Source organism: Neobacillus sp. DHD-1R (assembly GCF_057747995.1).
Genome location: NZ_CM173232.1, coordinates 1630291 through 1652280, shown reverse-complemented (window position 1 = coordinate 1652280; position 21990 = coordinate 1630291). Strand labels below are relative to the sequence as shown.

Below are 21990 nucleotides of genomic sequence, written 5' to 3'. Positions count from 1 at the left end.
GTTACTATAATAATTTACTATAATAAATCAGCCGCAAGCCGTGCCAGCCCAGATCGTTCCCCTTTTAGTAGTTTTACATGGCCGGAAATATCTTGATCCTTAAACTTTTCTACAACATAGGTTAATCCATTGTTATAGGCATCAAGATATGGATGATCAATTTGTTCCGGGTCACCCATTAACACGATCTTGCTTTCCTCACCTACCCGGGTTAAGATAGTTTTCACTTCATGCTTGGTTAAGTTTTGAGCTTCATCAATAATTATAAACTGCTTTGGTAAACTTCTGCCGCGAATATACGTTAATGCCTCTACTTCTATTGAGCCCATCCCAGCCAATATTGCATCAAGTTCTCCTGGCTTTTTAGTATTAAACAGATATTCTAAGTTATCGTAAATTGGCTGCATCCAGGGTCTGAGCTTTTCTTGTTTTTCACCTGGCAGGAATCCCAAATCCTTCCCTACAGGGACGATTGGACGAGCAACTAATAACTTCTTATACTCTCTGAAATCCTCCGTTTGCATTAAACCTGCAGCAAGTGCAAGTAGTGTTTTGCCTGTACCCGCTTTTCCAATTAACGTAACAAGTGGAATATCCTTACGTAACAATAATTCAATCGCCATCGTCTGCTGCACATTTCTTGAGTGAATCCCCCACACATGTTCTTGGTTTAAGGTTAGTCTTTTAACTTTTTTACTTGTTTTGTCTACCATGCCTATTGCTGATGCAGAACCTCCTAGGACATCTTTCATAATGAGGAACTGATTAGGATAAAATGGGTGGTTAGCAACCTCTGAAAGAGATAATTCTCCTTTTTCATAAAAACGGCCTAATAATTCAATCGGAAGGAGAATTTCATAAAATCCGGTATAGATATGTTCTACTTCCACCACACGGTCGTTTAAAAAATCTTCAGCCGTTAAACCAATCGCATCTGCTTTTACTCGCACTAAGGCATCTTTACTAACAATTATGACAGGTTTGCCATTTTCCTTCGCTTGTTCCTCTAAGTATAAATTCTTTGCTACCGCAAGAATGCGGTTATCATTAGTTTTTTCAATAAAAATATCCTGAAGCTCGTGAAAGGATCGATGGTTTAATTCAATTCTAATGGAGCCTCCATTCTCAAGCGGGATTTTCTCATGAAGTTTTCCTGAGGCCCTCAGACCATCAATTAATCTAGATACATGCCTTGCATTTCTACCAACCTCATCCATATATCTTTTCTTTGAGTCCACTTCTTCCAGGACCACTGCCGGAATAACAACTTCATTTTCTTCAAATGAAAAAATGGAATACGGGTCTTGTAGTAAGACATTTGTATCTAACACGTATATTTTACTCAAAGCGACGCCTCCTGCTTCACTGGTGTATGGCTTGTTAAAAAAGAATCAACAACCCTTTGCTAGAATGGACTTTGGTAAAATATATGTTTATTGGAATAAAGATAGAAGGCGTTCCGCACAATAATTGTAAATGAGACCACACAACTTGTATGAAAGATTGCTGCACCGTCTTTTTTACCTTTACATCATTTATCTTCTTGGAGGTGGTTAATAAATGAAAATACTATTGTTCTCAGTTGTAATCAGTTTATTATTAGCCGGATGCAGTTTCGGCACCCAGAAAGAGATGGCTAAAAATAATAATCAGTCATTAGTAAATGTTAAAAACAGTTATATTGAAAGTGTTGACCGTAAAACTGGACAGGAAATTTCCAAGCGTTTAGTTAGTCTTGCGACAAGTATTCCAAATGTAAATGATGCTACCGCTGTGGTTTTAGGCAGATATGCCATTGTGGGGATTGATGTAGATGCCAAAATTGATCGATCACAAGTTGGCTCGATTAAGTATTCTGTTGCAGAGAGCCTGAGAAAGGACCCTTATGGTGCAAAAGCGGTAGTTGTTGCCGATGCCGATACAACCCAACGATTAAAAGAAATACAAGCAGATATAGAAAAAGGAAGGCCTATCCAAGGAGTTATGGAGGAACTTGCAGATGTTGCAGGTCGATTAATGCCTGAAATTCCAGGAGACATTATCACCCCAAGCCCCAAAAACGCAACTGAAAAACCTGATAATAAGCTTCCGGCAAATGAAGAAAAAAAGCTAAAAAAGGAACAGGAAGATCAATCAAATCACCATAAATAGATGTACAACCAAAAAATATTTTAAAAAAAGCTTAGTCCCGGGGTGGACTAAGCTTTTCTCATTGCTTCCATTACTTGATTATCTAGTTTTTGAGCCGCATTTTTGTCATATGTTTTGTCATACTGTACTTCCGTAACAATCCTGGATCCGTAAAACATGACATCTCTAACTTCTCTTATCGAAACTTCAATCAATGCCAGCTTTAATGGAACATTGGCTAAACGATCTTCTTTTACATGTGCTTCCCCTTGAATAGAATATGTAGATTCATTTGCTATCAAATTAATGACAACCATATTATTTTTATTAATATTCTCGATAATTCGAGATCGATTATCTACTGCAAAATAGATGGTACTCTCATCTTTAGCTAACACCCAGGAGATAGCACTAACATTTGGCCCGCCTGTTTCAAAATCGATTGTAGCTAAAGTTACATACCTCTCTTTTTGCATTCCATCATATAATGGCTTTATTAGTTTTGGTTCTACTTGATTTGCCATATTACACAACCCCTTTACTATTTCCTACCCTCTGTTGAAAACAGATATTTTCATATTACTACTATCCCTATTTTTCCTCAACTCTAATCAATTGATTTTCCAGTATGTGAACAATCATGATATACTATAATACAAACATTCCTTTTTCAGAAAGTTAAAGAGGTGCTTGAATGAGAGTTAAGTGTGTAATTTGCGATAAAATTGAAGCGATAGAAGATGAATCGTTAATAGCCAAGCAACTTCGCAATCGTCCGATCCATACATATATGTGCAATGACTGCAGCACAAGAATAACTAAAAAAACAAATGCACGCATTGAAACAGGAAATTTTCGATTATATCGTCCAAAATCCGAGAAAGATGAATGGTAACAAATTTTCGTTAAAAAAAAGAGGATGTCCAAGACATCCTCTTTTTTTTAACTTCTTATACTGGATAATTTTCAAACTTTTCTGGTTCAAGATTGATTTGATTAAGCATGATGTCAATTAATTCACGCGAATAACGCGTCTTTTTTGTTTCTTCCCCTTGTTGGTACGAAACATAATACATCACATCATCACTTGTAGTTTCAATGTTTGAAACATGATGTTGTGTTGTTAACATCTCTTCAAAGAAATCGCGTGTTTCCAAGGCAGCTGTATCATCAGGACGAGCATCGCACACTACCTTTATCGTAAGCCAATTATAAAGTGCATCCTGTAAGGATTTCATTTTCTCCCCCCCGTTATTTTGCTTCAACCTCATGCTTTTTTGATTGATGCAGACGAATTTTATAAATAATTAAAATTAACGCCGCTATACCTAAGCCTTCTGCTATTGGTAATGCATAGGAAAAAAACAACAATAACAAGCATCCGATGCAAAGACAGAAATATATTACAATGTTTTTCAAAAGAGGCAATTTTTTTGCAAAGCCTAACTTGTAGACAATAGCCGACAAAATGACAATAAAGAAATACTGTAGCAATACACCCGTTTCGATATTGGTAAGCTCAATAAAAAATCTTAAACTTGGCGAGAGGGATTTTAATTCTTCCACAGCGTGCACCTCATTACTTAACTTAATTCAGCATGTTTTTTCTTTTTAGCCGATTTTTCACGTTCATTTTTATCTAGAATTTTCTTACGAAGACGAATAGATTCCGGCGTAACCTCACAATATTCATCATCATTTAAATATTCTAATGACTCTTCTAATGTCATGATCCGTGGTTTTTTAATAACTGATGTTTGATCTTTGTTGGCTGAACGGACATTTGTTGCCTGTTTTACTTTTGTTATATTAACTGTAATGTCATTTTCACGCGTGTTTTCACCAACAATCATACCTTCATAAATTTCAGTACCCGGTTCAACGAAAATCGTACCTCGATCTTCTACTTGCATGATGCCATATGTTGAAGCCTTACCAGATTCCATTGAAACAAGAACGCCTTGATGTCTTCCGCCAACCTGACCTTGAAGCATTGGCTGGTAACTATCAAAGGTATGATTGATGATTCCATAACCGCGTGTCATCGTTAAGAACTCTGTTGTATACCCAATTAAGCCACGAGCAGGAACATTGAAAACTAATCGTACTTGACCAGATCCATTATTGATCATATCAAGCATTTCTCCTTTGCGGGCACCAATGGATTCCATTACAGAACCTGTATGCTCTTCAGGAACATCAATTTGTACTCTCTCAACCGGTTCACAACGAACACCGTCAATAACTTTAACAATAACTTCAGGTTTTGATACTTGAAGTTCATAGCCTTCACGACGCATATTTTCAATTAAAATTGATAAGTGAAGTTCACCGCGGCCGGATACAATCCAAGCATCTGGTGAATCTGTGTTTTCAACACGTAAACTTACATCTGTATGCAATTGAGCAAGAAGTCTTTCTTCAATTTTTCTTGAAGTTAAATATTTACCTTCTCGACCAGCAAATGGGCTATTGTTTACAGCAAAGGTCATTTGCAGTGTCGGTTCGTCAATACGTAAAACTGGTAATGCTTCTTGATGTTCAATTGGAGTAACCGTTTCACCAACATTAATATCTTCCATACCTGAAACAGCGATTAAGTCACCTGCTACTGCTTCTTGAATTTCTTGACGTTTTAGACCAAAGAAGCCAAAAATCTTGGTAACACGGAATTGTTTTACGGAACCATCTAATTTCATTAGGGCAACTTGTTGACCTACATGAATGGTTCCACGGAAAACACGTCCAATCCCAATTCTGCCAACAAAATCATTGTAATCAAGAAGTGCTACTTGAAATTGCAATGGTTCATCACGATTATCAATTGGTGCAGGGATATACTCAACAATTGCATCATATAATGATTTCATGTTTTCGTCTTGCTTTTCTGGAGTTGTGCTTGCTGTACCATTGATGGCTGATGCATAAATGATTGGGAACTCAAGTTGATCTTCGTTTGCACCAAGTTCAATAAATAAATCCAATACCTCATCAATTACTTCAGCTGGGCGAGCAAAGTCACGGTCAATTTTATTGACAACAACAATTGGAGTTAAATTTTGTTCCAATGCCTTTTTTAGGACAAAACGAGTTTGAGGCATACAACCTTCATATGCATCGACTACAAGTAAAACTCCATCAACCATTTTCATAATCCGTTCTACTTCTCCGCCAAAATCAGCGTGTCCTGGAGTATCTAAAATATTGATACGAGTATCTTTATACTGGATGGCTGTATTCTTAGCGAGAATCGTGATTCCGCGTTCTCTTTCTAAATCATTGGAGTCCATCGCACGTTCTTCTACATGCTCGTTAGAACGAAATGTTCCTGATTGTCTTAACAATTGGTCAACCAATGTAGTTTTACCATGGTCAACGTGAGCAATGATTGCAATATTACGGATATCATTTCTTATATTCAAAAAATTCCACTCCTGCCTATATTCATAAAAATAACTTCTATTTGTAGTTTTTCATATACAACTAAAACATTATACCATAATTAAAGTGGAAACCTGAAATGTTTTTATGTAAAATATAAAATAAACTAGAAATACAGTTCAAATCTGGACTGTTTTCATTTCAAAGGGGTATGTAAATATGAATAATGTGAAATGGCCATTGCTTATTTATGCAATACTTGCTGCAGTCTGTATCATGGGAATTGGCATTGCCATCAGCGAACAAAGCGTAATTGGGATAATCGGCTGTATTGTTGCTGTCACTGTGATCATGGGGATGGGTTTCAAAACAAAAAGAAGAATGCGGGAAAATGGGGAACTTTAATATAAAATTCCTTTAATAAAAGAGGCTGTATCAAAAGGGTCTGACCCATTATTTTGATACAGCCTCTTTAGGTTTAGTATTTTCCGTTTTTTAGATAATCTTTTAATATCGCTTGATGCAATCCTGGCTTTGCAGCAAAAAGTGAATCTTGGGAAAGAAAATCAAGTGGTTCTCCTCTTAAATTGGTTACAATTCCACCAAGTTCTTCGACTATCACGGTACCGGCCGCAAAATCCCATGGTGATAATCGCATTGAAATATACGCATCAATCCTTCCTGTTGCGACAAAAACCATTTCAAGGGCCGCGGTCCCATAGGATCTTGAACCCCTTGCGTCTCTTATCAAAGGGATCATTAAATTGTGATCAATTCGGTGGTTTTCCATCACCCAAGTTGCATTAAGGGCAATAATAGATTCCTTTACGGTTGTTTCTTGAAGTGATGGAAGCCGTTTTCCATTTAAATACGCCCCTTCACCCCGAATGGCATGATACAACTCATTATGGGCAACATCATAAATAAGTCCAATTTTACCGATTCCATTTTCATAAACCCCTATTGAAATCGCAAAGTTCCTTTGTTGGTGAATAAAATTCATTGTTCCATCGATTGGATCAATTAGCCAGACGATACCATCGAGGCTATTAAGTTCGTCACCGAATCCCTCTTCCCCCATAATTTTATGGTCTGGATAAACTTCCCTAATTTTATGGATAAAAAATTGTTCAATTTCCTTATCTATATTAGTTACCAAATCATTAGGATTCGATTTTGTCTCAATATTTAACGTCTTTTCAAAAGATAAACGAATTTTATCTCCAGCCTCTTGTACCCATTGCTTTGCATGGGCGTCAATTTTTTCCCAGATCATAACTCTCCTCCACCCCGAACTATATTCTTGATTTCAATGAATGTAGTATAAAACATGACTGTCAATTTAATGTACCTCTAGCTTAATCAAAATAATGGAACACATCAACTTTTAGCCAATCGTACGTTCAAGTCATCACACATATGTACAATAATAAACGAACTCCTTTCAATCTATTTGGGAGTCCGTTTTAGATAAGTCCATAAACAATGTTTCTCTCGCTCATTCCAATTTGTTACTCCTTTGATTATAAATATCCTACCCAATCAAAGAGCTTTTAATCGTAGTAATTCCTGGCGAATTTTTTCTAATTTGTTTTTGCATTCTTTCATTTTCTTTTCATTTTTTTCCTCGATGGCCTCAAACAAGGTAGCTAATTCATAATCCATTTCCAATCTTAATACTGCTGTTCTTTCCTTTTCCCCCGCTTTTTTTAGAGATGTATTCATTAGTTGTTTCATCTTCCTCATCTCCTTTCGTCGATTTATCTTATTTTTCAGATTATTATTTTTTACTGTATAATATGAGTCTTCTTTATATGTTGCAACAAATATGTGCGTTCACCTATAAGAGCAACAAACTTCTTGAAATTTATCTCTTATGCTACAATAATTGACAAACTGCAGTTGTGGAGGTAATAAAATGGATTTCACTGGATTCACAAATGAAGATTTTGATGTCTTTTTAATAGAAGGTTTAGAGCCAAGAATGGAAGCATTGAAAAGTACGATTCGTCCCAAACTAGAAGGCTTAGGTGAATATTTTGCTCCCACATTATCGGCCCTAACGGGTGATGAAATGTTTGTTCATGTGGCCAAGCATGCAAGGCGGACCATAAATCCGCCTAAGGATACCTGGGTTGCCTTTGCTAATAATCCGCGCGGATATAAAATGCTCCCCCATTTCCAAATTGGCTTATGGCAAACCCATTTATTTATTTGGTTTGCCGTTATTTATGAAGCACCACAAAAAGAGGAAATAGGGGCAAGATTTTCGAAAAAAGCAGCGAAAATATCTAAAGAAATTCCAAAGGATTTTGTCTGGTCTGTTGATCATACAAAGCCTGATACAGTTAAACAAGACCAATTGTCTAAAGCTGATTTACTTTCTTATTTCAACAGATTACAAAATGTAAAAAAGGCCGAATTATTATGCGGTTTCACCATGGACCGCACTCAGGCCATCCAGTTAGGTCCAGAAGGATTAGTAACCCAAATTGATGAAGTCTTTAAAAAAGTTGCTCCACTATATAAACTGGCAATGAACATAAAATAAGTGGATCTCCCGAAACAAAGTTTCTGCCCCTCAAACAAAAAACATACCCTTTAATATAAGGTATGTTTTCTGTTAAGTGAGGGGTGACCCAAAGGGAGCATCCACTTAATTATTTCATAAGGATTTTATCACCAGATAAAGCCTCTTTTGCTTTCTTGATGGTTCGATATGACGAATAGCCGCTGATTTCTTCAAATTCACCACAAATCGTTTTTTCCTCCGCTTTACTGGGAACTATTTCTTTAAACCGCCTATAGGCCTTCATAACCTCATCCCGTTCGATTCCTTTTTCATAGGCCTTCTCAATTGCTTCAAAGAATTTAATCACATCGACGATTTCATCAGTCGACCAAGTATAGTCTATGGGGTATTGGTATTCCACGCTTTCACCTACTTACTTTTTAACTTAAATTGTATGATACCTTTATTTTCCCCATTTTGCACGGATTTCCTCTGCTTCTTTAATCATTCGTTCAAATAGCACTGCAACTGCCGGTACGTCCTTAATAAGACCCATCACCTGCCCAGCCCATGCAAACCCTTGGCTAGTCTCACCATCATATATGTACCGTTTATTAGCTGTACCACTGATATAATCCTTTAACTCCTCATAACCACCATTGTTTCTTTCAATTTCAAGAATTTTTTCCGTCCATGTATTTGCGAGGGCCCTTGCTGGTGCCCCTATTGTTCGTTTGATGATAACCGTGTCTGATTCTCCGCCTTCCACCAGTCTTTGTTTGTAAACCTCATTTGCATGAACACACTCTTTGGTTGCAATAAATCTTGTTCCCATTTCAATCCCTTCGGCCCCTAAGCTTAGTGCAGCCATAAGACCTCTGGCGTCCCCGATACCACCTGATGCAATCACTGGTATAGAAACAGCGTCGACCACTTGTGGAATTAATACCATCGTTCCGATATCATCCCTGCCAAGGTGACCGCCCCCTTCCTGTCCCACTACCATAACTGCATCAGCTCCAAGTTCTTCAGCTTTAACTGCTTGCCTGCGTGCAGCAACTAAAACAAGGGTTTTGATCTGTGTACCTTTTAACTGTTCAAAAATAGATGCAGGATTGCCTCCGGTCATAGAGACAACAGGAACATTTTCTTCAATAGCAACCTGCAAGAAATCAGCAAATGATCTCCCATGCTGTCCAATCGCAAAATTAACTCCAAACGGTTTATCTGTCAGTTGTTTAACTTTTTGAATTTCTTCTCTAAGTTGATCAGGATTTGCTAAAGACATGGCCGTAATTTGACCAAGTCCCCCAGCGTTTGATACAGCTGCAGCCAGTTCAGAATAGGCTAAATAAGCTAACCCTCCTTGGATAATCGGATATTGAATATTTAAGATTTCAGTTACTCGTGTTTTCCAATTCATAGGAATGCCCCCTTTAAAGAATTTATTTTGTAAATTCGTCTTCAAAGGTTAATTTTCCTGTCTATATGGAAAACTAACTTGAATCAAAGAAAATAATCGAATTTCGTACGTTAATCCTATGCAAGGCCCAAGAATAGTGCTATAATTCCTTTGTTTTATGTTTATTCTTAACGACATATTTAGAGCATTTTTTTATAAAGAGGTGTAGTAATCATTGTCACAAAATCAAACACCGTTATTTAGCGGTTTATTAGAACATGCAAAAAAAAATCCGGTCCAATTCCATATTCCTGGACATAAAAAGGGAGCCGGAATGGATTCTGAATTTCGCCAATTTATTGGTGATAATGCCTTGTCTATCGACTTAATTAATATTGCTCCGCTCGATGATTTACATCAACCAAAAGGCATCATTAAACAAGCACAAGATTTAGCAGCTGAAGCCTTTGGTGCAGATCGTACTTTCTTTTCTGTTCAGGGAACAAGTGGAGCTATAATTGCCATGGTCATGGCTGTTTGTGGACCGGGAGAGAAAATAATTGTTCCTAGAAATGTTCATAAATCAGTTATGTCTGCGATTGTCTTTTCGGGATCGATTCCTGTTTTCATTCATCCAGAAATTGATAAGGATTTGGGGATTTCCCACGGAATTACAACAGATTCAGTAGAAAAAGCCCTGCAACAACACCCGGATGCGAAAGGTGTGTTGGTGATTAATCCTACCTATTTCGGAATTTCTGCAGATTTGAAGAAAATTGTTGAAATTGCCCATTCTTACCATGTCCCTGTCCTTGTTGATGAGGCTCACGGTGTCCATATTCATTTTCATGATGAGCTTCCAATGTCAGCCATGCAGGCAGGAGCAGATATAGCAGCAACAAGTGTTCATAAACTTGGTGGTTCCATGACACAGAGCTCTATCCTTAATGTGAAAGAAGGACTTGTTTCAGCTAAGCATGTTCAATCAATCTTAAGCATGCTTACAACAACGTCGACTTCTTATTTATTGTTAGCATCGTTGGATGTTGCCCGCAAACAGTTAGCCACTAAAGGAAAAGAATTAATTGACAAGACCATCCAATTATCACAATCGATTCGCAAAAGAATCAATGAAATTGAACATCTACATTGCATCGGTGCAGAAATATTGGGTTCAAAGGCCACTTTTGATTATGACCCAACTAAGTTGATTATTTCTGTAAAAGAGTTAGGATTAACCGGATATGAAGTAGAAAAATGGCTACGAGAAAAGTATAACATTGAAGTTGAATTATCAGACCTCTATAACATCCTTTGTATCATCTCACTGGGAGACACAGAAGTTGAAGGCAACATTCTGGTAAATGCTTTAAAAGAATTGGCCAGCGAATGTGAACATCGTCCAGGGAAGATTGAACCTGTAGAAGTTTTACTGCCTGAAATCCCTGTTCTTGCTTTAACCCCAAGAGATGCATTTTATGCTGAGACAGAAGTCGTTCCCTTTGAAGAATCAGAGGGCCGAATTATTGCAGAATTTGTAATGGTATACCCACCAGGTATTCCGATTTTTATTCCTGGTGAAATCATTACAAAGGAAAACCTTCACTATATTCGTAAAAACCTAGAAGCTGGGTTACCTGTTCAAGGCCCAGAGGATGATGAAATTAAAACAATACATGTTATTAAAGAATATAAGGCTATCCAATAGATAAGAAAAAACAGGATTCCATCAGGGATCCTGTTTTTTAATAAAAAATTCTTTTACTATTTATACTTCTTCGTCAATATGATGGTCATCACAACAATTACACTTAGAGTAAAGCACAGTTACTTTTTCATCTTCAAAATGATCAATAGTAGAGTTACAAGTTTGGCATACAAGAGTACCCATTTGTTCTATCCCCTTTTCTTTTTGAATGATCATGATTTTGAAAGCCCTTTAATATCCTTAATTCAATAATAATATATCACATTAGAATTATCAAGCCTAATTTGTATGTCACATTTAAAAAATAATCAAAAAAAAAGACCCATATAGGTCTTTTTCACATCTTAATGTTGTACTTTATTCATATTGAGTGACAAAGGGTACGGACGGAAGGGTTATGCTAAAAAACTCGGCTAAATCTGAAGCCTGCTTTTTATCAGGGATACGGAACACTGTTTGAAGGTAATCAATATCTTCAATATCTTTTGGATCGAGGAGAGTAGAACGGCCAGTTTGCATGCAGACAACTAGAGGTTTACCAAAAAACAAATTCGTATAAATGATTCCAAAATCATACCGGGCTTCTTCTGTTGCAAACCCGACGAACCTCACTTTTGCATTTTCATGCTCATCATAGAGTTTATCGAATAATTCCATTGGGATCCTCCTTTTCTTTTTAATATTTAGAATATTATTATAATTCATTGTTAACAAAATATCAAGAAAACTAGATTATTTATTAGGTAATTGTTGTCAGTACTTTTTAATCAATGCTAGAATAGAATTGCATACATTATGGACTAATAAGGGGGATTGGTGATGGCTGTAAACGCATTTATTAAGCTTGTGCCCTCATCTGCTAAACAAACAATAACACTTGAAGAAGTAAAGGAATTATTTCACTATTATAAGAACATTACCACAAAAACAGGTGACCAATTAAATTGGGAATATGGGGATACTGCATTTCCATATGAAATAAAAGAACCGGATGAAGGCAAGGGAAAGTGGTTTTATTTACACTCTGACCATGAACGCTACAATACGATCTTACTAGGCGTTGATACAGAAACCATTCGGAGTGAAGATGGCGTAGACAGAGAGCAAGTATACATACAATTAACACTCCCTGAACAATCAACACACGGTGATAAAGGAAAAGCAAATGAATTCTGTAAATTCCTTGCTAAAAAGCTCCAGGGTGAACTTCATCTTTTTAATGAACGAATCATGTACTATTATCCTAGAAAATAAACCATTAAAAGCTCCTATATGGGGCTTTTTTAATTTAGAAAAATGACCATGGTATAGTGAAGAGATGTATACATAATTAAACTTAACGTGGTAATAAATAGGGTTTTCCGTGGGGATTTGGTTACATAATTTCCGATTACAAATGCTAGATAAAAAAACACAAAAAACATGATAACTTTATAAATGAGTTGATCATGGTTTGAAAGCCATTCTATAAACGTATAACCGCTCCAAATAATAAATTGTACTATTATGACCATATACATCTTCATTTTTATCACCACACAGAATACATTAATCTTTATTGAAGAACAAAGACTTCAGTAAGTGTTTAAAGTATATGTTAAAAAAATAAAATCCTTTCCGTTTTAATAACGAAAAGGATTTTATTTTTAAATTATTTCAAAACATGAATTGGATTTCCAATAGCAACTTCTGCTGCTTCCATTGTAATTTCACCAAGTGTTGGATGGGCATGAATCGTCATAGCTAAATCTTCAGCCGTCATGCCTGTTTCTATAGCAAGGCCTAATTCAGCAATCATATCTGATGCACTTGCACCTGCTATTTGTGCTCCAATGATAAGACCATCTTCTTTACGAGTAATTAGTTTTAAGAAGCCGTCTCCGCTATCAAGTGAAAGCGCCCGACCATTAGCTGCAAATGGGAACTTAGAAGCAATAGCTTCAATTCCTTTTTCTTTAGCTTGTGCCTCTGTAAAACCAACTGAAGCTAACTCAGGTTCAGAGAAAACAACAGCAGGAATTCCTAGATAATCAATTTCAGATGGATGGCCTGCAATAGCCTCTGCCGCAATTTTTGCTTCATATGATGCCTTGTGTGCCAATTGAGGACCTGCAACAACATCACCGATAGCATAAATATTGCTAACATTTGTACGGCACTGCTTGTCGATTTCAATCAGTCCGCGCTCACTTAATTTAACACCGGCTTGTTCTAAGCCCATTTCATCGGTGTTTGGACGACGTCCAACCATTACAAATACGTAATCGGCTTCAAGTTTCTTCTCTTCGCCTTTAGTTTCGAATGTAACAACCACACCGTTTTCGGTTTCTTCTACACCCTTAGCCAAGGCTTTAGTATAGAATTCTGCACCTTTTTTCTTCATGTTGCGTTTAACAAGTGAAGCCATTTGCTTATCAAAAACGCCAAGGCCTAAAATTTCTTCGGCCCCTTCTAGAATAGTTACTTGACTGCCAAAGTTTGCATAAGCTCCGCCAAGTTCAATTCCGATTACGCCGCCGCCAATGACAACAATTTTTTCAGGAATTTCTTGCAAATTAAGTGCTCCTGTAGAGTTAAGAACACGTTTTGAATATTTAAAAGTAGGCAACTCGATTGGACGAGAACCAGTCGCGATAATGGCATTCTTAAACGTATATGTTTGTGCTGAATGTTCATCCATAACACGAAGTGTGTTAGCATCAACAAAATATGCTTCCCCACGAACGATGTTTACTTTATTTCCTTTTAATAATCCTTCAACGCCGCCAGTTAATTTCTTCACGACACCAGCTTTAAAATCTTGAACCTTTGAAAAATCTACTTTTACATTTTCAGCTGTAATTCCGAATAATTCAGAATGCAGGGCTGTTTCATAACGGTGACCCGCGGAAATTAAGGCTTTAGAAGGAATACAACCTACGTTTAAGCAAACACCGCCTACAAATTCCTTTTCAACAATTGTTACTTTTTGTCCTAATTGAGCTGCACGAATTGCTGCAACATATCCCCCAGGACCTGCACCAATGACTATAGTATCTGTTTCAATAGGGAAATCTCCAACGACCATTTTTTACGCCTCCATTAACAATAGTTCTGGATCGTTTAATAAACGTTTAATATGATTTAATGCATTTTGTGCTGTTGCGCCGTCAATCATGCGGTGATCAAAACTTAAAGAAAGAGCTAATACCGGTGCAGCAACAATTTCACCATTGCGAACGATTGGTTTTTCAGCAATTCTACCTACTCCTAAAATCGCAACTTCAGGATGGTTAATAACAGGTGTAAACCACTGGCCGCCTGCTGATCCAATATTTGAAATTGTGCAAGAAGCACCCTTCATTTCATTTGGCGCAAGTTTTCCTTCACGTGCTTTGCCAGCTAATTCATTAATTTCATTAGAAATGTTAAACACAGATTTACGATCAGCATCTTTCACTACTGGAACAAGTAAACCTTTTTCAGTGTCTGCTGCAATACCAATATTGTAGTAATGTTTATGAATAATTTCACTTGTCGCATCATCAAGTGAAGTATTTAACGCAGGGAATTCGCGTAATGCACTTGTTAATGCTTTTACGATGTATGGCAAGAAAGTAAGCTTAATGCCTTTAGCTGCAGCTACTTCTTTAAATTTCTTACGGTGTGTTACAAGTTTGGTAACATCCACTTCATCCATTAAGGTTACGTGTGGAGCAGTATGTTTGGAATTAACCATGGCTTTAGCAATAGCCTTCCGAATTCCGCTCATTTTTTCACGAGTCTCAGGATATTCACCTTGTGGAATTGGTGTTGCTGCTTGTGGAGCTTCCGTTTGAGCTGTTTGGGTTTCTACAGCTGTTTCAGCTTGTGCGGCCGGAGCTGCTCCACCACTCAAGAAGGTATCAATATCGCCTTTTAGAATCCGTCCATTATTGCCTGTTCCAGCAACTAGATGAATATCAATTCCTTTTTCACGAGCGTATTTGCGGACAGATGGCATAGCAATAATGTGTCTGTTAGGATCAACTGCCACTTGTGGTTGGGCACTAACAGTCGCTGCAGGTGTTTCTTGTTTAGCTTCAGGTGCAGGTGCAGCTTGTTTTTCTTCTTGTTTTGGCTCCTCTTCATCACCCTTGAATTTTAAATCTTCATATCCAGGTGCATCAAAAGTAACAAGAACCTGTCCAACTGTTGCAACGGTTCCCTCACCAACTAAAACTTCAAGAACGGTTCCCTCAACTGGGGATGGAATTTCAACAACCGCTTTATCATTTTGTATTTCACATAGGACATCATCTTCTTGAACTTTATCGCCCGGTTTAATAAACCATTTGACAATTTCACCTTCGTGAATACCTTCACCGATGTCAGGCATTTTAAATTGAAATGACACAGAGATTCATCTCCTATTTTTCATATATTTTAGTTAAGATAAAGGGAAAAGAAGGTCTTTTCCCACATATTATTGTTTAGCTTTAAAAAACTATGCCTTTAATGAATAGCATTAGAATGTTAATACTTTTTTAGCTGTTTCGATAACATCTTTATAATTAGGTAACCAAGCAGATTCAGCTTGTGGGAAGGCAAAAATCGTATCTGGTGCTGCCACACGTAATACAGGTGCTTCTAAGCTTAAAATAGCACGATCATTAATTTCCGCTACCACATTTGCAGCAATACCTGCTTGTTTTTGTGCTTCTTGAACCACAATGGCACGACCTGTTTTTTCAACAGATGCAATGATAGTCTCAATATCAATTGGACTAACAGTACGTAAGTCAATAACTTCTGCAGAATAACCCTCTTTTTCTAATTCTTCTGCAGCTTTTAAGGATTCGTGAACCATTGCACCGTAAGTAATGATAGAAACATCGGTTCCTTCACGTTTTACTTCCGCTTTTCCTAGTGGAATTGTATATTCCTCTTCAGGAACTTCTTGACGGAATGAACGATATAATTTCATGTGCTCAAGGAAAATAACAGGATCATTATCACGAATAGATGAAATAAGTAGCCCTTTTGCATCGTATGGAGTTGATGGGATAACCACTTTTAATCCAGGTTGTTGAGCCATAAGGCCTTCTAAGCTATCAGCGTGCATATCAGGTGTATGTACGCCGCCACCAAATGGCGAACGGAATGTTACAGGTGCATTGAATTTGCCTCCTGTACGATAACGAAGACGAGCTGCTTGGCCGGAAATAGAATCCATTACTTCATATACAAATCCAAAAAATTGAATTTCTGGAACTGGGCGGAAGCCTTGTAAACTAAGACCAACTGCTAAACCACCAATACCGGATTCAGCAAGTGGTGTGTCAAATACACGATCTTCGCCAAATTCTTTTTGCAGGCCTTCTGTTGCACGGAATACACCACCGTTTAAACCCACGTCTTCACCGAAAACTAATACATTCGGATCATTACGTAATTCCGTCCGTAGTGCATCTGTAATTGCTTGAATCATCGTCATTTGAGCCATGGCTTACTTCGACTCCTTTTCTTTATAAATTTCATATTGCTCTTTTAAGTTAAATGGCATTTCTTCGTTCATTATGGAGATTAAATCTGTTACCTTTTGCTTAGGTGCAGCATCTGCTTGTTTGATTGCTTCTTTAATATCTTCTTTTGCTTTTTCGATTACTTCGCTTTCCTTTTCTTCACTCCAAAGCCCTTTGTTTTCAAGGAATTTACGGAAACGAACTAGTGGATCTTTCTTTTCCCACTCATTATCTAATTCAGCGGTACGATAACGTGTTGGATCATCACCGGCCATGGTGTGTGGACCATAACGGTATGTTAAGGTTTCAATAAGTGTTGGTCCTTCGCCATTAATTGCACGTTCACGAGCATCACGAGTAGCTACATAAACTGCTAATGGATCCATGCCATCAACTTGGATTCCTGGGATACCAGCTGCAACTGCTTTTTGTGCAAGTGTTTTTGCAGCTGTTTGCTTTTCACGAGGCGTTGAAATAGCAAAGTGATTATTTTGAATGATAAAAATTGCTGGAGCTTTAAAGGCACCTGCAAAGTTAATACCTTCATAGAAATCGCCTTGTGATGTTCCACCGTCACCTGTATATGTAATAGCAACAGCTTTTGCTCCACGTTTTTTCATTCCAAGCGCAATACCAGCAGTTTGAACATATTGGGCACCAATAATGATTTGTGGAATTGCTACATTAACGCCTTCTGGAATCTGTCCGCCTTGGAAATGTCCTCTTGACCATAAAAATGCTTGGGATAATGGCAGGCCATGCCAAACAATTTGTGGTACATCACGATACCCTGGTAAGATAAAGTCTTCTTTTTCAAGGGCAAACTGAGACGCTAATTGAGACGCTTCTTGTCCAGCAGTTGGAGCATAAAAACCTAGTCTTCCTTGACGGTTTAAGGAAATTGACCGTTGATCAAGAATTCTTGTATAAACCATACGGCGCATTAATTCCTGTAGCTGTTCGTCAGTTAGGTCAGGCATTGCTGCTTCATTTACTACCTCACCTTGTTCATTAAGGATTTGTAGCGTTTGAAATTGATCTTCTACAGCTTCGAGTGCTTTCTTCGCATCAAGCTGGGCATTCTTCAGTTTAGAAGCCATTTTGGTCACCTCTTCCTTTCTATTCAGAGCTTAATTTTAAAATAAAATCCACTAACCTTAGATTACCCAAAAAACTACTATTAAAAGCATAATAATAATGTGTGTAGTTCAATGAAAAATCCAACGTGTTACTATAAATGATTTTGTGGCGAGGTAATGGAAAATATCCTATATAGTTTTTCACAGAAAAAAACAATATAAACCTAAAGAACTCTTTCCATTTACATTTTATTCTGTATCATTTTTTTGTGCACTATTATTAGTACAATTATCATCACATATATGAGTTTACATCATTCATTTTCTTGCGTCAAATACTAAGTTTCATTATTTTTCACTATTGTCATGTTAATTAAAAGAAACACTTTATTTTTATCTGTATCACTCATTCGAATTATCTGTTATATAAAATTTCACCATTTAGACAATTGTTATAATATAGAAAAGAACCGACTGTGATCAGTCGATTCTAAGAAGTCCAGGTTTATTTCGTTTTTATGCCTGCTTGTTTATACAATGATAGTTTCTTTTCATTGTATTGTTCGGTAAAGGTATTAAATTTTTCATTGGCTGTAAATACCCTTTTATATGTATCATTTAGTTTATTTACCTGGGCCTCGAGATCTTCATAAGGAAGGTTCTTATTTTTAAACATTGCATACAATTCTTTATCATATGTTAGAGCAATTGAATATTCCTTATATAACTCCTCATGTGCTTGATACCTTTTTAGCATGATTTCATATAATTCATCAGCGGTTTTCGCGAGTGCGGGATCTTCCAACTCACCTTTTATTTTTTTTATCTTACTAAATTCCTGTTCTGACTCCTTAATACTTTTTGTTTCCTTTTCCATATATTCTTTTCTTTTATCAGCCATTGTGAGTGCTTCATCAGAAAGCTTGACAATCTGATCATATTCTTTCATGCCCATATTAATAATCTGGTCATATATTTCTTTTTCTTGTTTTTCTAAAGATACCAGTGGATCTTGCTGGTCTTCAAAAAGCTTTTCTTTCGTGACAACAGTCTCTAATACATCATACATATTTTCAACAGGGGTCTTTTTTTCTCCACATCCTGCTAAAATAATCATGACAGCAATAATAGCTATTAGAAAACGTCCATGACCTTTAAATAACAAATTAATACCTCCTAACTGCTACCAACTCTAACTATATCTGTCCTTAGTTTATTTGACAATATCCTACCGTAGAAATGTGTGTCAAATTCGTAAGTGCAAACAATCAATTATTAACATTTCAGCAATTGTTTGATAGACTAATGATTGTTACTAACATTATTGAACACAGGAGTGAATGTTCATGTTAACGATGGAGGATATCATTCGAGATGGCCATCCAACCCTTAGGAAAGTGGCTGCAGAAGTCGTCATGCCACCATCCGAAGAGGATAAAGAGATACTATCCAGCCTTTTAGAATACGTTATCAATAGTCAAAACGGTGAAATAGCATCACAATATAACTTGCGTCCTGGAATTGGATTAGCAGCACCACAGATTAATGTTTCAAAACGGATGATTGCCGTACACCTTACAGACGACAACGGAACTCTGTATAGTTATGCCTTATTTAACCCCAAAATCATTAGTCATTCTGTAGAACAAGCCTATTTACAAGCTGGTGAAGGCTGTCTATCAGTGGATGAAGCCATTCCAGGCTTTGTACCAAGACATGCAAGAGTCACAATTAAGGGGATAACTCTTTCAGGTGAAGAAGTGAAGCTCCGTTTAAAAGGACTTCCTGCCATTTGCTTTCAACACGAAATCGACCATCTAAATGGCATTATGTTTTATGATCATATTGATAAGCGCGATCCTTTTAAATCCATTGAAGGAGCAATCGCTATTGAAAGGTAAAAGGGATGTCCCAAAAGGGTATGACCTCAAGTCTGACTCTTTGTTTTGGGCATCTTCTTTTTTTAAAAAATATTGTCACATTACTTCCATGTTTAACCATGAGAAAATCCGCGTTTTCACCATATACTAATAGTAAAAAAATATTTATTTTTAAAAAACTTCAATAATCTGCCATTGCTTGCTTTACATTGGACAAGGTTCGTATAAAATAAGAGGTAAGGAGATGATCCACTATGTTAAAGAAGCTAAGAAAGAAGCTTTTAAAACAGTGGAATGATTTATTACGAAAAAAATCCATTGCCTAATTTATTTTCAAGGGCCCTTCAAACTTGCGAAGGGCTCCTTCGTTATTGTACATTGTAAAAATATAGGTTTAAATTTACATACTTTTCATATATAGTCCAAGGGCTTCCAAAGAAAATAAATGAAAAAGATGAAAATGTTTTATATAATAGAAAAAGCTATGATTTAGTAAGGAGCGAATTTGTCATGATATTTAAAGTATATTATCAAGAAAGCATTAAAGAGGTACCAGTAAGAGAGGATACAAAAACTCTTTTTATTGAAGGCGAATCGGTAAGAGATGTCCGCGCTAAAATTGCCAACCGTGGTTATAATGTTGAATATGTACAAGAAGTAAAGGGAGCACATTTAGAATATGAACAACAAAATGAAGACTTTAAAGTATTGGAGATTGGATAATTTATGAAATTTGTAAAAAATGATCAAACTGCTGTTTTTGCCTTAGGTGGTCTGGGTGAAATTGGCAAAAACACGTATGCGGTTCAGTTTCAAGATGAAATCATCTTAATCGATGCCGGAATTAAATTTCCTGAGGATGAGTTACTGGGAATCGATTATGTTATACCCGACTATACCTACTTGGTAAAAAATGAAGAAAAGATAAAAGGATTATTTATCACACACGGACATGAGGATCACATTGGCGGTATTCCCTATTTACTTCGTCAAATAAATATTCCTATCTATGGTGGTAAACTTGCGCTAGGGTTAATTAAAAATAAATTAGAAGAACATGGTTTATTGAGAACTACTAAACTGATTGAAATAAAAGAAGATGATGTAATTAAATTCCGTAAAACATCTGTAACCTTCTTCCGAACTACCCACAGTATTCCAGATTCCTATGGTATTGTCGTGAAAACTCCTCCAGGTCAAATCGTCCATACTGGTGATTTTAAATTTGATTTTACTCCTGTAGGTGAACCAGCTAATTTAACCAAAATGGCTGAAATCGGCAAGGAAGGCGTATTATGTTTACTATCAGATAGTACAAATAGCGAAATTCCAGATTTCACGATGTCAGAACGACGTGTCGGCGAAAGCATCGACGATATTTTCCGTAAGGTAGAGGGTCGAATTATTTTTGCGACATTTGCGTCAAATATTCATAGATTGCAGCAAGTAGTTGAGTCAGCAGTTGTTTATGGTAGAAAAATTGCTGTCTTCGGTCGAAGTATGGAAGCGGCCATCAACATTGGTCTTGAATTAGGATACATTAATGCACCAAAAGAAACCTTTATAGAAGCAAATCAAATTAATCGTTTGCCTGCTGATAAAGTCACAATTCTTTGTACAGGCAGTCAGGGTGAACCGATGGCTGCTCTATCAAGAATAGCCAATGGTACACACAGACAAATTCAAATTATACCTGGTGACACGGTCGTGTTCTCCTCTTCACCGATCCCTGGGAACACCATTAGTGTTAGCAGGACGATTAATATGCTATATCGAGCTGGCGCAGAAGTCATCCATGGTAAATTAAGCAATATCCATACTTCTGGACATGGCGGTCAGGAAGAACAAAAATTAATGCTCAGGTTAATTAAACCAAAATTCTTTATGCCAATTCACGGTGAATATCGGATGCAAATTATGCATTCGAAACTTGCTGTTGATTGTGGAGTAGAAAAAGAAAATTGTTTTATCATGGATAATGGCGAAGTATTAGCACTCTCAGATAGTACTGCACAAGTTGCTGGCAAGATTCCATCCGGTTCCGTCTATATTGATGGCAGCGGTGTTGGTGACATAGGTAATATTGTTTTAAGGGATCGAAGAATTCTATCTGAAGAAGGTTTAGTTGTAGTTGTCGTAAGTATTAATATGAAAGAATTTAAAATTGCCTCCGGTCCTGATCTCATTTCGAGAGGTTTTGTTTATATGAGGGAATCCGGTGATTTAATTAATGATGCTCAAAATCTAATTACAAAACACTTGACTAAGGTAATGGAACGTAAAACTAGTCAATGGTCTGAAATTAAAAATGAAATTACAGATACATTAGCACCATTCCTTTATGAAAAAACAAAGCGTAGACCAATGATTTTACCGATCATTATGGAAGTATAATAAGAAAAGCGGAAGTGCCTC

Annotated in this window: 25 protein-coding genes; 9 read left to right on the top strand and 16 right to left on the bottom strand. The window is 36.8% G+C overall.

Features of this window, described 5'->3' with window-relative positions:
* Positions 1 to 17: 17 nt before the first annotated feature.
* Positions 18 to 1346, bottom strand: coding sequence for a PhoH family protein (locus AC3ANL_RS07915; protein ID WP_488328684.1), 1329 nt, complete (start codon positions 1344 to 1346; stop codon positions 18 to 20).
* A 214-nt stretch (positions 1347 to 1560) separates the two neighbouring features.
* Here AC3ANL_RS07915 and AC3ANL_RS07910 point away from each other — a divergent pair, with 214 nt between their 5' ends.
* Positions 1561 to 2151 (top strand): YhcN/YlaJ family sporulation lipoprotein, encoded by a 591-nt coding sequence (locus AC3ANL_RS07910; RefSeq protein WP_488328683.1) that lies wholly within the window; start codon positions 1561 to 1563, stop codon positions 2149 to 2151.
* 47 nt (positions 2152 to 2198) lie between these two features.
* Here AC3ANL_RS07910 and AC3ANL_RS07905 read toward each other — a convergent pair whose 3' ends face one another.
* Entirely contained in the window at positions 2199 to 2654 is a 456-nt protein-coding gene (locus AC3ANL_RS07905; RefSeq protein ID WP_488328682.1) for a pyridoxamine 5'-phosphate oxidase family protein, read from the bottom strand.
* A 170-nt stretch (positions 2655 to 2824) separates the two neighbouring features.
* Between AC3ANL_RS07905 and AC3ANL_RS07900 the strand changes: the two genes are divergently transcribed.
* Complete coding sequence (locus AC3ANL_RS07900) at positions 2825 to 3025, top strand: YlaI family protein (protein WP_488328681.1); 201 nt, start codon at positions 2825 to 2827, stop codon at positions 3023 to 3025.
* Between the two features lie 55 nt (positions 3026 to 3080).
* Here the strand turns inward: AC3ANL_RS07900 and AC3ANL_RS07895 are convergent, their stop codons facing one another.
* The 3 genes from AC3ANL_RS07895 to typA are packed head-to-tail and all read right to left on the bottom strand — an operon-like array spanning position 3081 to position 5552.
* Positions 3081 to 3368, bottom strand: coding sequence for a hypothetical protein (locus AC3ANL_RS07895; protein ID WP_488328680.1), 288 nt, complete (start codon positions 3366 to 3368; stop codon positions 3081 to 3083).
* 13 nt (positions 3369 to 3381) lie between these two features.
* Positions 3382 to 3696: a YlaH-like family protein gene (locus AC3ANL_RS07890; protein WP_488328679.1), complete on the bottom strand. Its 315-nt coding sequence runs from the start codon at positions 3694 to 3696 to the stop codon at positions 3382 to 3384.
* A gap of 17 nt (positions 3697 to 3713) precedes the next feature.
* Entirely contained in the window at positions 3714 to 5552 is a 1839-nt protein-coding gene (typA, locus tag AC3ANL_RS07885) for a translational GTPase TypA (RefSeq protein ID WP_488328678.1), read from the bottom strand.
* A gap of 178 nt (positions 5553 to 5730) precedes the next feature.
* Here typA and AC3ANL_RS07880 point away from each other — a divergent pair, with 178 nt between their 5' ends.
* Positions 5731 to 5916, top strand: a complete 186-nt coding sequence (locus AC3ANL_RS07880; RefSeq protein WP_488328677.1) for a YlaF family protein — start codon at positions 5731 to 5733, stop codon at positions 5914 to 5916.
* A gap of 73 nt (positions 5917 to 5989) precedes the next feature.
* On the opposite strand, the gene AC3ANL_RS07875 is transcribed toward AC3ANL_RS07880, so the two are convergent.
* Both AC3ANL_RS07875 and AC3ANL_RS07870 read right to left on the bottom strand, forming a co-directional pair.
* Positions 5990 to 6787 carry an inositol monophosphatase family protein gene (locus tag AC3ANL_RS07875; RefSeq protein WP_488328676.1) on the bottom strand — a complete coding sequence of 266 codons (798 nt, stop codon included), beginning with the start codon at positions 6785 to 6787 and terminating at the stop codon, positions 5990 to 5992.
* Positions 6788 to 7053: 266 nt separating this feature from the next.
* Positions 7054 to 7248 carry a hypothetical protein gene (locus AC3ANL_RS07870; RefSeq protein WP_488328675.1) on the bottom strand — a complete coding sequence of 65 codons (195 nt, stop codon included), beginning with the start codon at positions 7246 to 7248 and terminating at the stop codon, positions 7054 to 7056.
* 181 nt (positions 7249 to 7429) lie between these two features.
* Here AC3ANL_RS07870 and AC3ANL_RS07865 point away from each other — a divergent pair, with 181 nt between their 5' ends.
* Complete coding sequence (locus AC3ANL_RS07865; RefSeq protein WP_488328674.1) at positions 7430 to 8062, top strand: YktB family protein; 633 nt, start codon at positions 7430 to 7432, stop codon at positions 8060 to 8062.
* 109 nt (positions 8063 to 8171) lie between these two features.
* Here the strand turns inward: AC3ANL_RS07865 and AC3ANL_RS07860 are convergent, their stop codons facing one another.
* Together AC3ANL_RS07860 and AC3ANL_RS07855 are read right to left on the bottom strand one after the other, a co-directional pair.
* Positions 8172 to 8444 (bottom strand): UPF0223 family protein, encoded by a 273-nt coding sequence (locus AC3ANL_RS07860; protein ID WP_488328673.1) that lies wholly within the window; start codon positions 8442 to 8444, stop codon positions 8172 to 8174.
* 42 nt (positions 8445 to 8486) lie between these two features.
* A complete protein-coding gene (locus tag AC3ANL_RS07855) occupies positions 8487 to 9446 on the bottom strand; it encodes an NAD(P)H-dependent flavin oxidoreductase (protein WP_488328672.1) in 960 nt (319 codons plus the stop codon).
* Positions 9447 to 9660: 214 nt separating this feature from the next.
* Here AC3ANL_RS07855 and AC3ANL_RS07850 point away from each other — a divergent pair, with 214 nt between their 5' ends.
* Positions 9661 to 11133, top strand: a complete 1473-nt coding sequence (locus AC3ANL_RS07850) for an aminotransferase class I/II-fold pyridoxal phosphate-dependent enzyme (protein WP_488328671.1) — start codon at positions 9661 to 9663, stop codon at positions 11131 to 11133.
* A gap of 60 nt (positions 11134 to 11193) precedes the next feature.
* On the opposite strand, the gene AC3ANL_RS07845 is transcribed toward AC3ANL_RS07850, so the two are convergent.
* Together AC3ANL_RS07845 and AC3ANL_RS07840 are read right to left on the bottom strand one after the other, a co-directional pair.
* The gene (locus AC3ANL_RS07845; protein WP_402965568.1) at positions 11194 to 11316 is read right to left on the bottom strand and encodes a GapA-binding peptide SR1P; all 123 of its coding nucleotides are present in this window, start codon (positions 11314 to 11316) and stop codon (positions 11194 to 11196) included.
* 174 nt (positions 11317 to 11490) lie between these two features.
* On the bottom strand, positions 11491 to 11790 hold the full coding sequence (locus tag AC3ANL_RS07840; protein ID WP_488328670.1) for a DUF3055 domain-containing protein: 300 nt from the start codon (positions 11788 to 11790) through the stop codon (positions 11491 to 11493).
* A 162-nt stretch (positions 11791 to 11952) separates the two neighbouring features.
* Between AC3ANL_RS07840 and AC3ANL_RS07835 the strand changes: the two genes are divergently transcribed.
* On the top strand, positions 11953 to 12387 hold the full coding sequence (locus AC3ANL_RS07835; RefSeq protein WP_488328669.1) for a DUF1885 family protein: 435 nt from the start codon (positions 11953 to 11955) through the stop codon (positions 12385 to 12387).
* Between the two features lie 397 nt (positions 12388 to 12784).
* Here AC3ANL_RS07835 and lpdA read toward each other — a convergent pair whose 3' ends face one another.
* From lpdA to AC3ANL_RS07810, 5 genes are all read right to left on the bottom strand, one after another.
* Positions 12785 to 14200 (bottom strand): dihydrolipoyl dehydrogenase, encoded by a 1416-nt coding sequence (gene lpdA / locus AC3ANL_RS07830; RefSeq protein ID WP_488328668.1) that lies wholly within the window; start codon positions 14198 to 14200, stop codon positions 12785 to 12787.
* Positions 14201 to 14203: 3 nt separating this feature from the next.
* Complete coding sequence (locus tag AC3ANL_RS07825) at positions 14204 to 15508, bottom strand: dihydrolipoamide acetyltransferase family protein (RefSeq protein WP_488328667.1); 1305 nt, start codon at positions 15506 to 15508, stop codon at positions 14204 to 14206.
* Between the two features lie 111 nt (positions 15509 to 15619).
* A complete protein-coding gene (locus tag AC3ANL_RS07820) occupies positions 15620 to 16597 on the bottom strand; it encodes an alpha-ketoacid dehydrogenase subunit beta (RefSeq protein WP_488328666.1) in 978 nt (325 codons plus the stop codon).
* Between the two features lie 3 nt (positions 16598 to 16600).
* Positions 16601 to 17716 (bottom strand): pyruvate dehydrogenase (acetyl-transferring) E1 component subunit alpha, encoded by a 1116-nt coding sequence (gene pdhA / locus AC3ANL_RS07815; protein ID WP_488328665.1) that lies wholly within the window; start codon positions 17714 to 17716, stop codon positions 16601 to 16603.
* A 484-nt stretch (positions 17717 to 18200) separates the two neighbouring features.
* Entirely contained in the window at positions 18201 to 18860 is a 660-nt protein-coding gene (locus tag AC3ANL_RS07810) for a YkyA family protein (protein WP_488328664.1), read from the bottom strand.
* Positions 18861 to 19041: 181 nt separating this feature from the next.
* Between AC3ANL_RS07810 and def the strand changes: the two genes are divergently transcribed.
* The 3 genes from def (at position 19042) to rnjA (ending at position 21969) form a co-directional block, all read left to right on the top strand.
* Positions 19042 to 19596 carry a peptide deformylase gene (gene def, locus AC3ANL_RS07805; RefSeq protein WP_488328663.1) on the top strand — a complete coding sequence of 185 codons (555 nt, stop codon included), beginning with the start codon at positions 19042 to 19044 and terminating at the stop codon, positions 19594 to 19596.
* Between the two features lie 489 nt (positions 19597 to 20085).
* Complete coding sequence (locus tag AC3ANL_RS07800; RefSeq protein WP_488328662.1) at positions 20086 to 20298, top strand: DNA-dependent RNA polymerase subunit epsilon; 213 nt, start codon at positions 20086 to 20088, stop codon at positions 20296 to 20298.
* 3 nt (positions 20299 to 20301) lie between these two features.
* Complete coding sequence (gene rnjA / locus AC3ANL_RS07795) at positions 20302 to 21969, top strand: ribonuclease J1 (RefSeq protein WP_488328661.1); 1668 nt, start codon at positions 20302 to 20304, stop codon at positions 21967 to 21969.
* Positions 21970 to 21990: the final 21 nt, after the last annotated feature.

Coding starts and splice junctions, on each gene's coding strand:
- AC3ANL_RS07900 (WP_488328681.1), top strand. CDS start 2,825: ATGAGAGTTAAGTGTGTAATTTGCGATAAAATTGAAGCGATAGAAGAT.
- rnjA (WP_488328661.1), top strand. CDS start 20,302: ATGAAATTTGTAAAAAATGATCAAACTGCTGTTTTTGCCTTAGGTGGT.
- pdhA (WP_488328665.1), bottom strand. CDS start 17,716: ATGGCTTCTAAACTGAAGAATGCCCAGCTTGATGCGAAGAAAGCACTC.
- AC3ANL_RS07865 (WP_488328674.1), top strand. CDS start 7,430: ATGGATTTCACTGGATTCACAAATGAAGATTTTGATGTCTTTTTAATA.
- AC3ANL_RS07855 (WP_488328672.1), bottom strand. CDS start 9,446: ATGAATTGGAAAACACGAGTAACTGAAATCTTAAATATTCAATATCCG.
- AC3ANL_RS07910 (WP_488328683.1), top strand. CDS start 1,561: ATGAAAATACTATTGTTCTCAGTTGTAATCAGTTTATTATTAGCCGGA.
- AC3ANL_RS07895 (WP_488328680.1), bottom strand. CDS start 3,368: ATGAAATCCTTACAGGATGCACTTTATAATTGGCTTACGATAAAGGTA.
- AC3ANL_RS07800 (WP_488328662.1), top strand. CDS start 20,086: ATGATATTTAAAGTATATTATCAAGAAAGCATTAAAGAGGTACCAGTA.
- def (WP_488328663.1), top strand. CDS start 19,042: ATGTTAACGATGGAGGATATCATTCGAGATGGCCATCCAACCCTTAGG.
- AC3ANL_RS07835 (WP_488328669.1), top strand. CDS start 11,953: ATGGCTGTAAACGCATTTATTAAGCTTGTGCCCTCATCTGCTAAACAA.
- AC3ANL_RS07845 (WP_402965568.1), bottom strand. CDS start 11,316: ATGGGTACTCTTGTATGCCAAACTTGTAACTCTACTATTGATCATTTT.
- AC3ANL_RS07905 (WP_488328682.1), bottom strand. CDS start 2,654: ATGGCAAATCAAGTAGAACCAAAACTAATAAAGCCATTATATGATGGA.
- AC3ANL_RS07880 (WP_488328677.1), top strand. CDS start 5,731: ATGAATAATGTGAAATGGCCATTGCTTATTTATGCAATACTTGCTGCA.
- AC3ANL_RS07840 (WP_488328670.1), bottom strand. CDS start 11,790: ATGGAATTATTCGATAAACTCTATGATGAGCATGAAAATGCAAAAGTG.
- AC3ANL_RS07870 (WP_488328675.1), bottom strand. CDS start 7,248: ATGAAACAACTAATGAATACATCTCTAAAAAAAGCGGGGGAAAAGGAA.
- AC3ANL_RS07875 (WP_488328676.1), bottom strand. CDS start 6,787: ATGATCTGGGAAAAAATTGACGCCCATGCAAAGCAATGGGTACAAGAG.
- AC3ANL_RS07820 (WP_488328666.1), bottom strand. CDS start 16,597: ATGGCTCAAATGACGATGATTCAAGCAATTACAGATGCACTACGGACG.
- lpdA (WP_488328668.1), bottom strand. CDS start 14,200: ATGGTCGTTGGAGATTTCCCTATTGAAACAGATACTATAGTCATTGGT.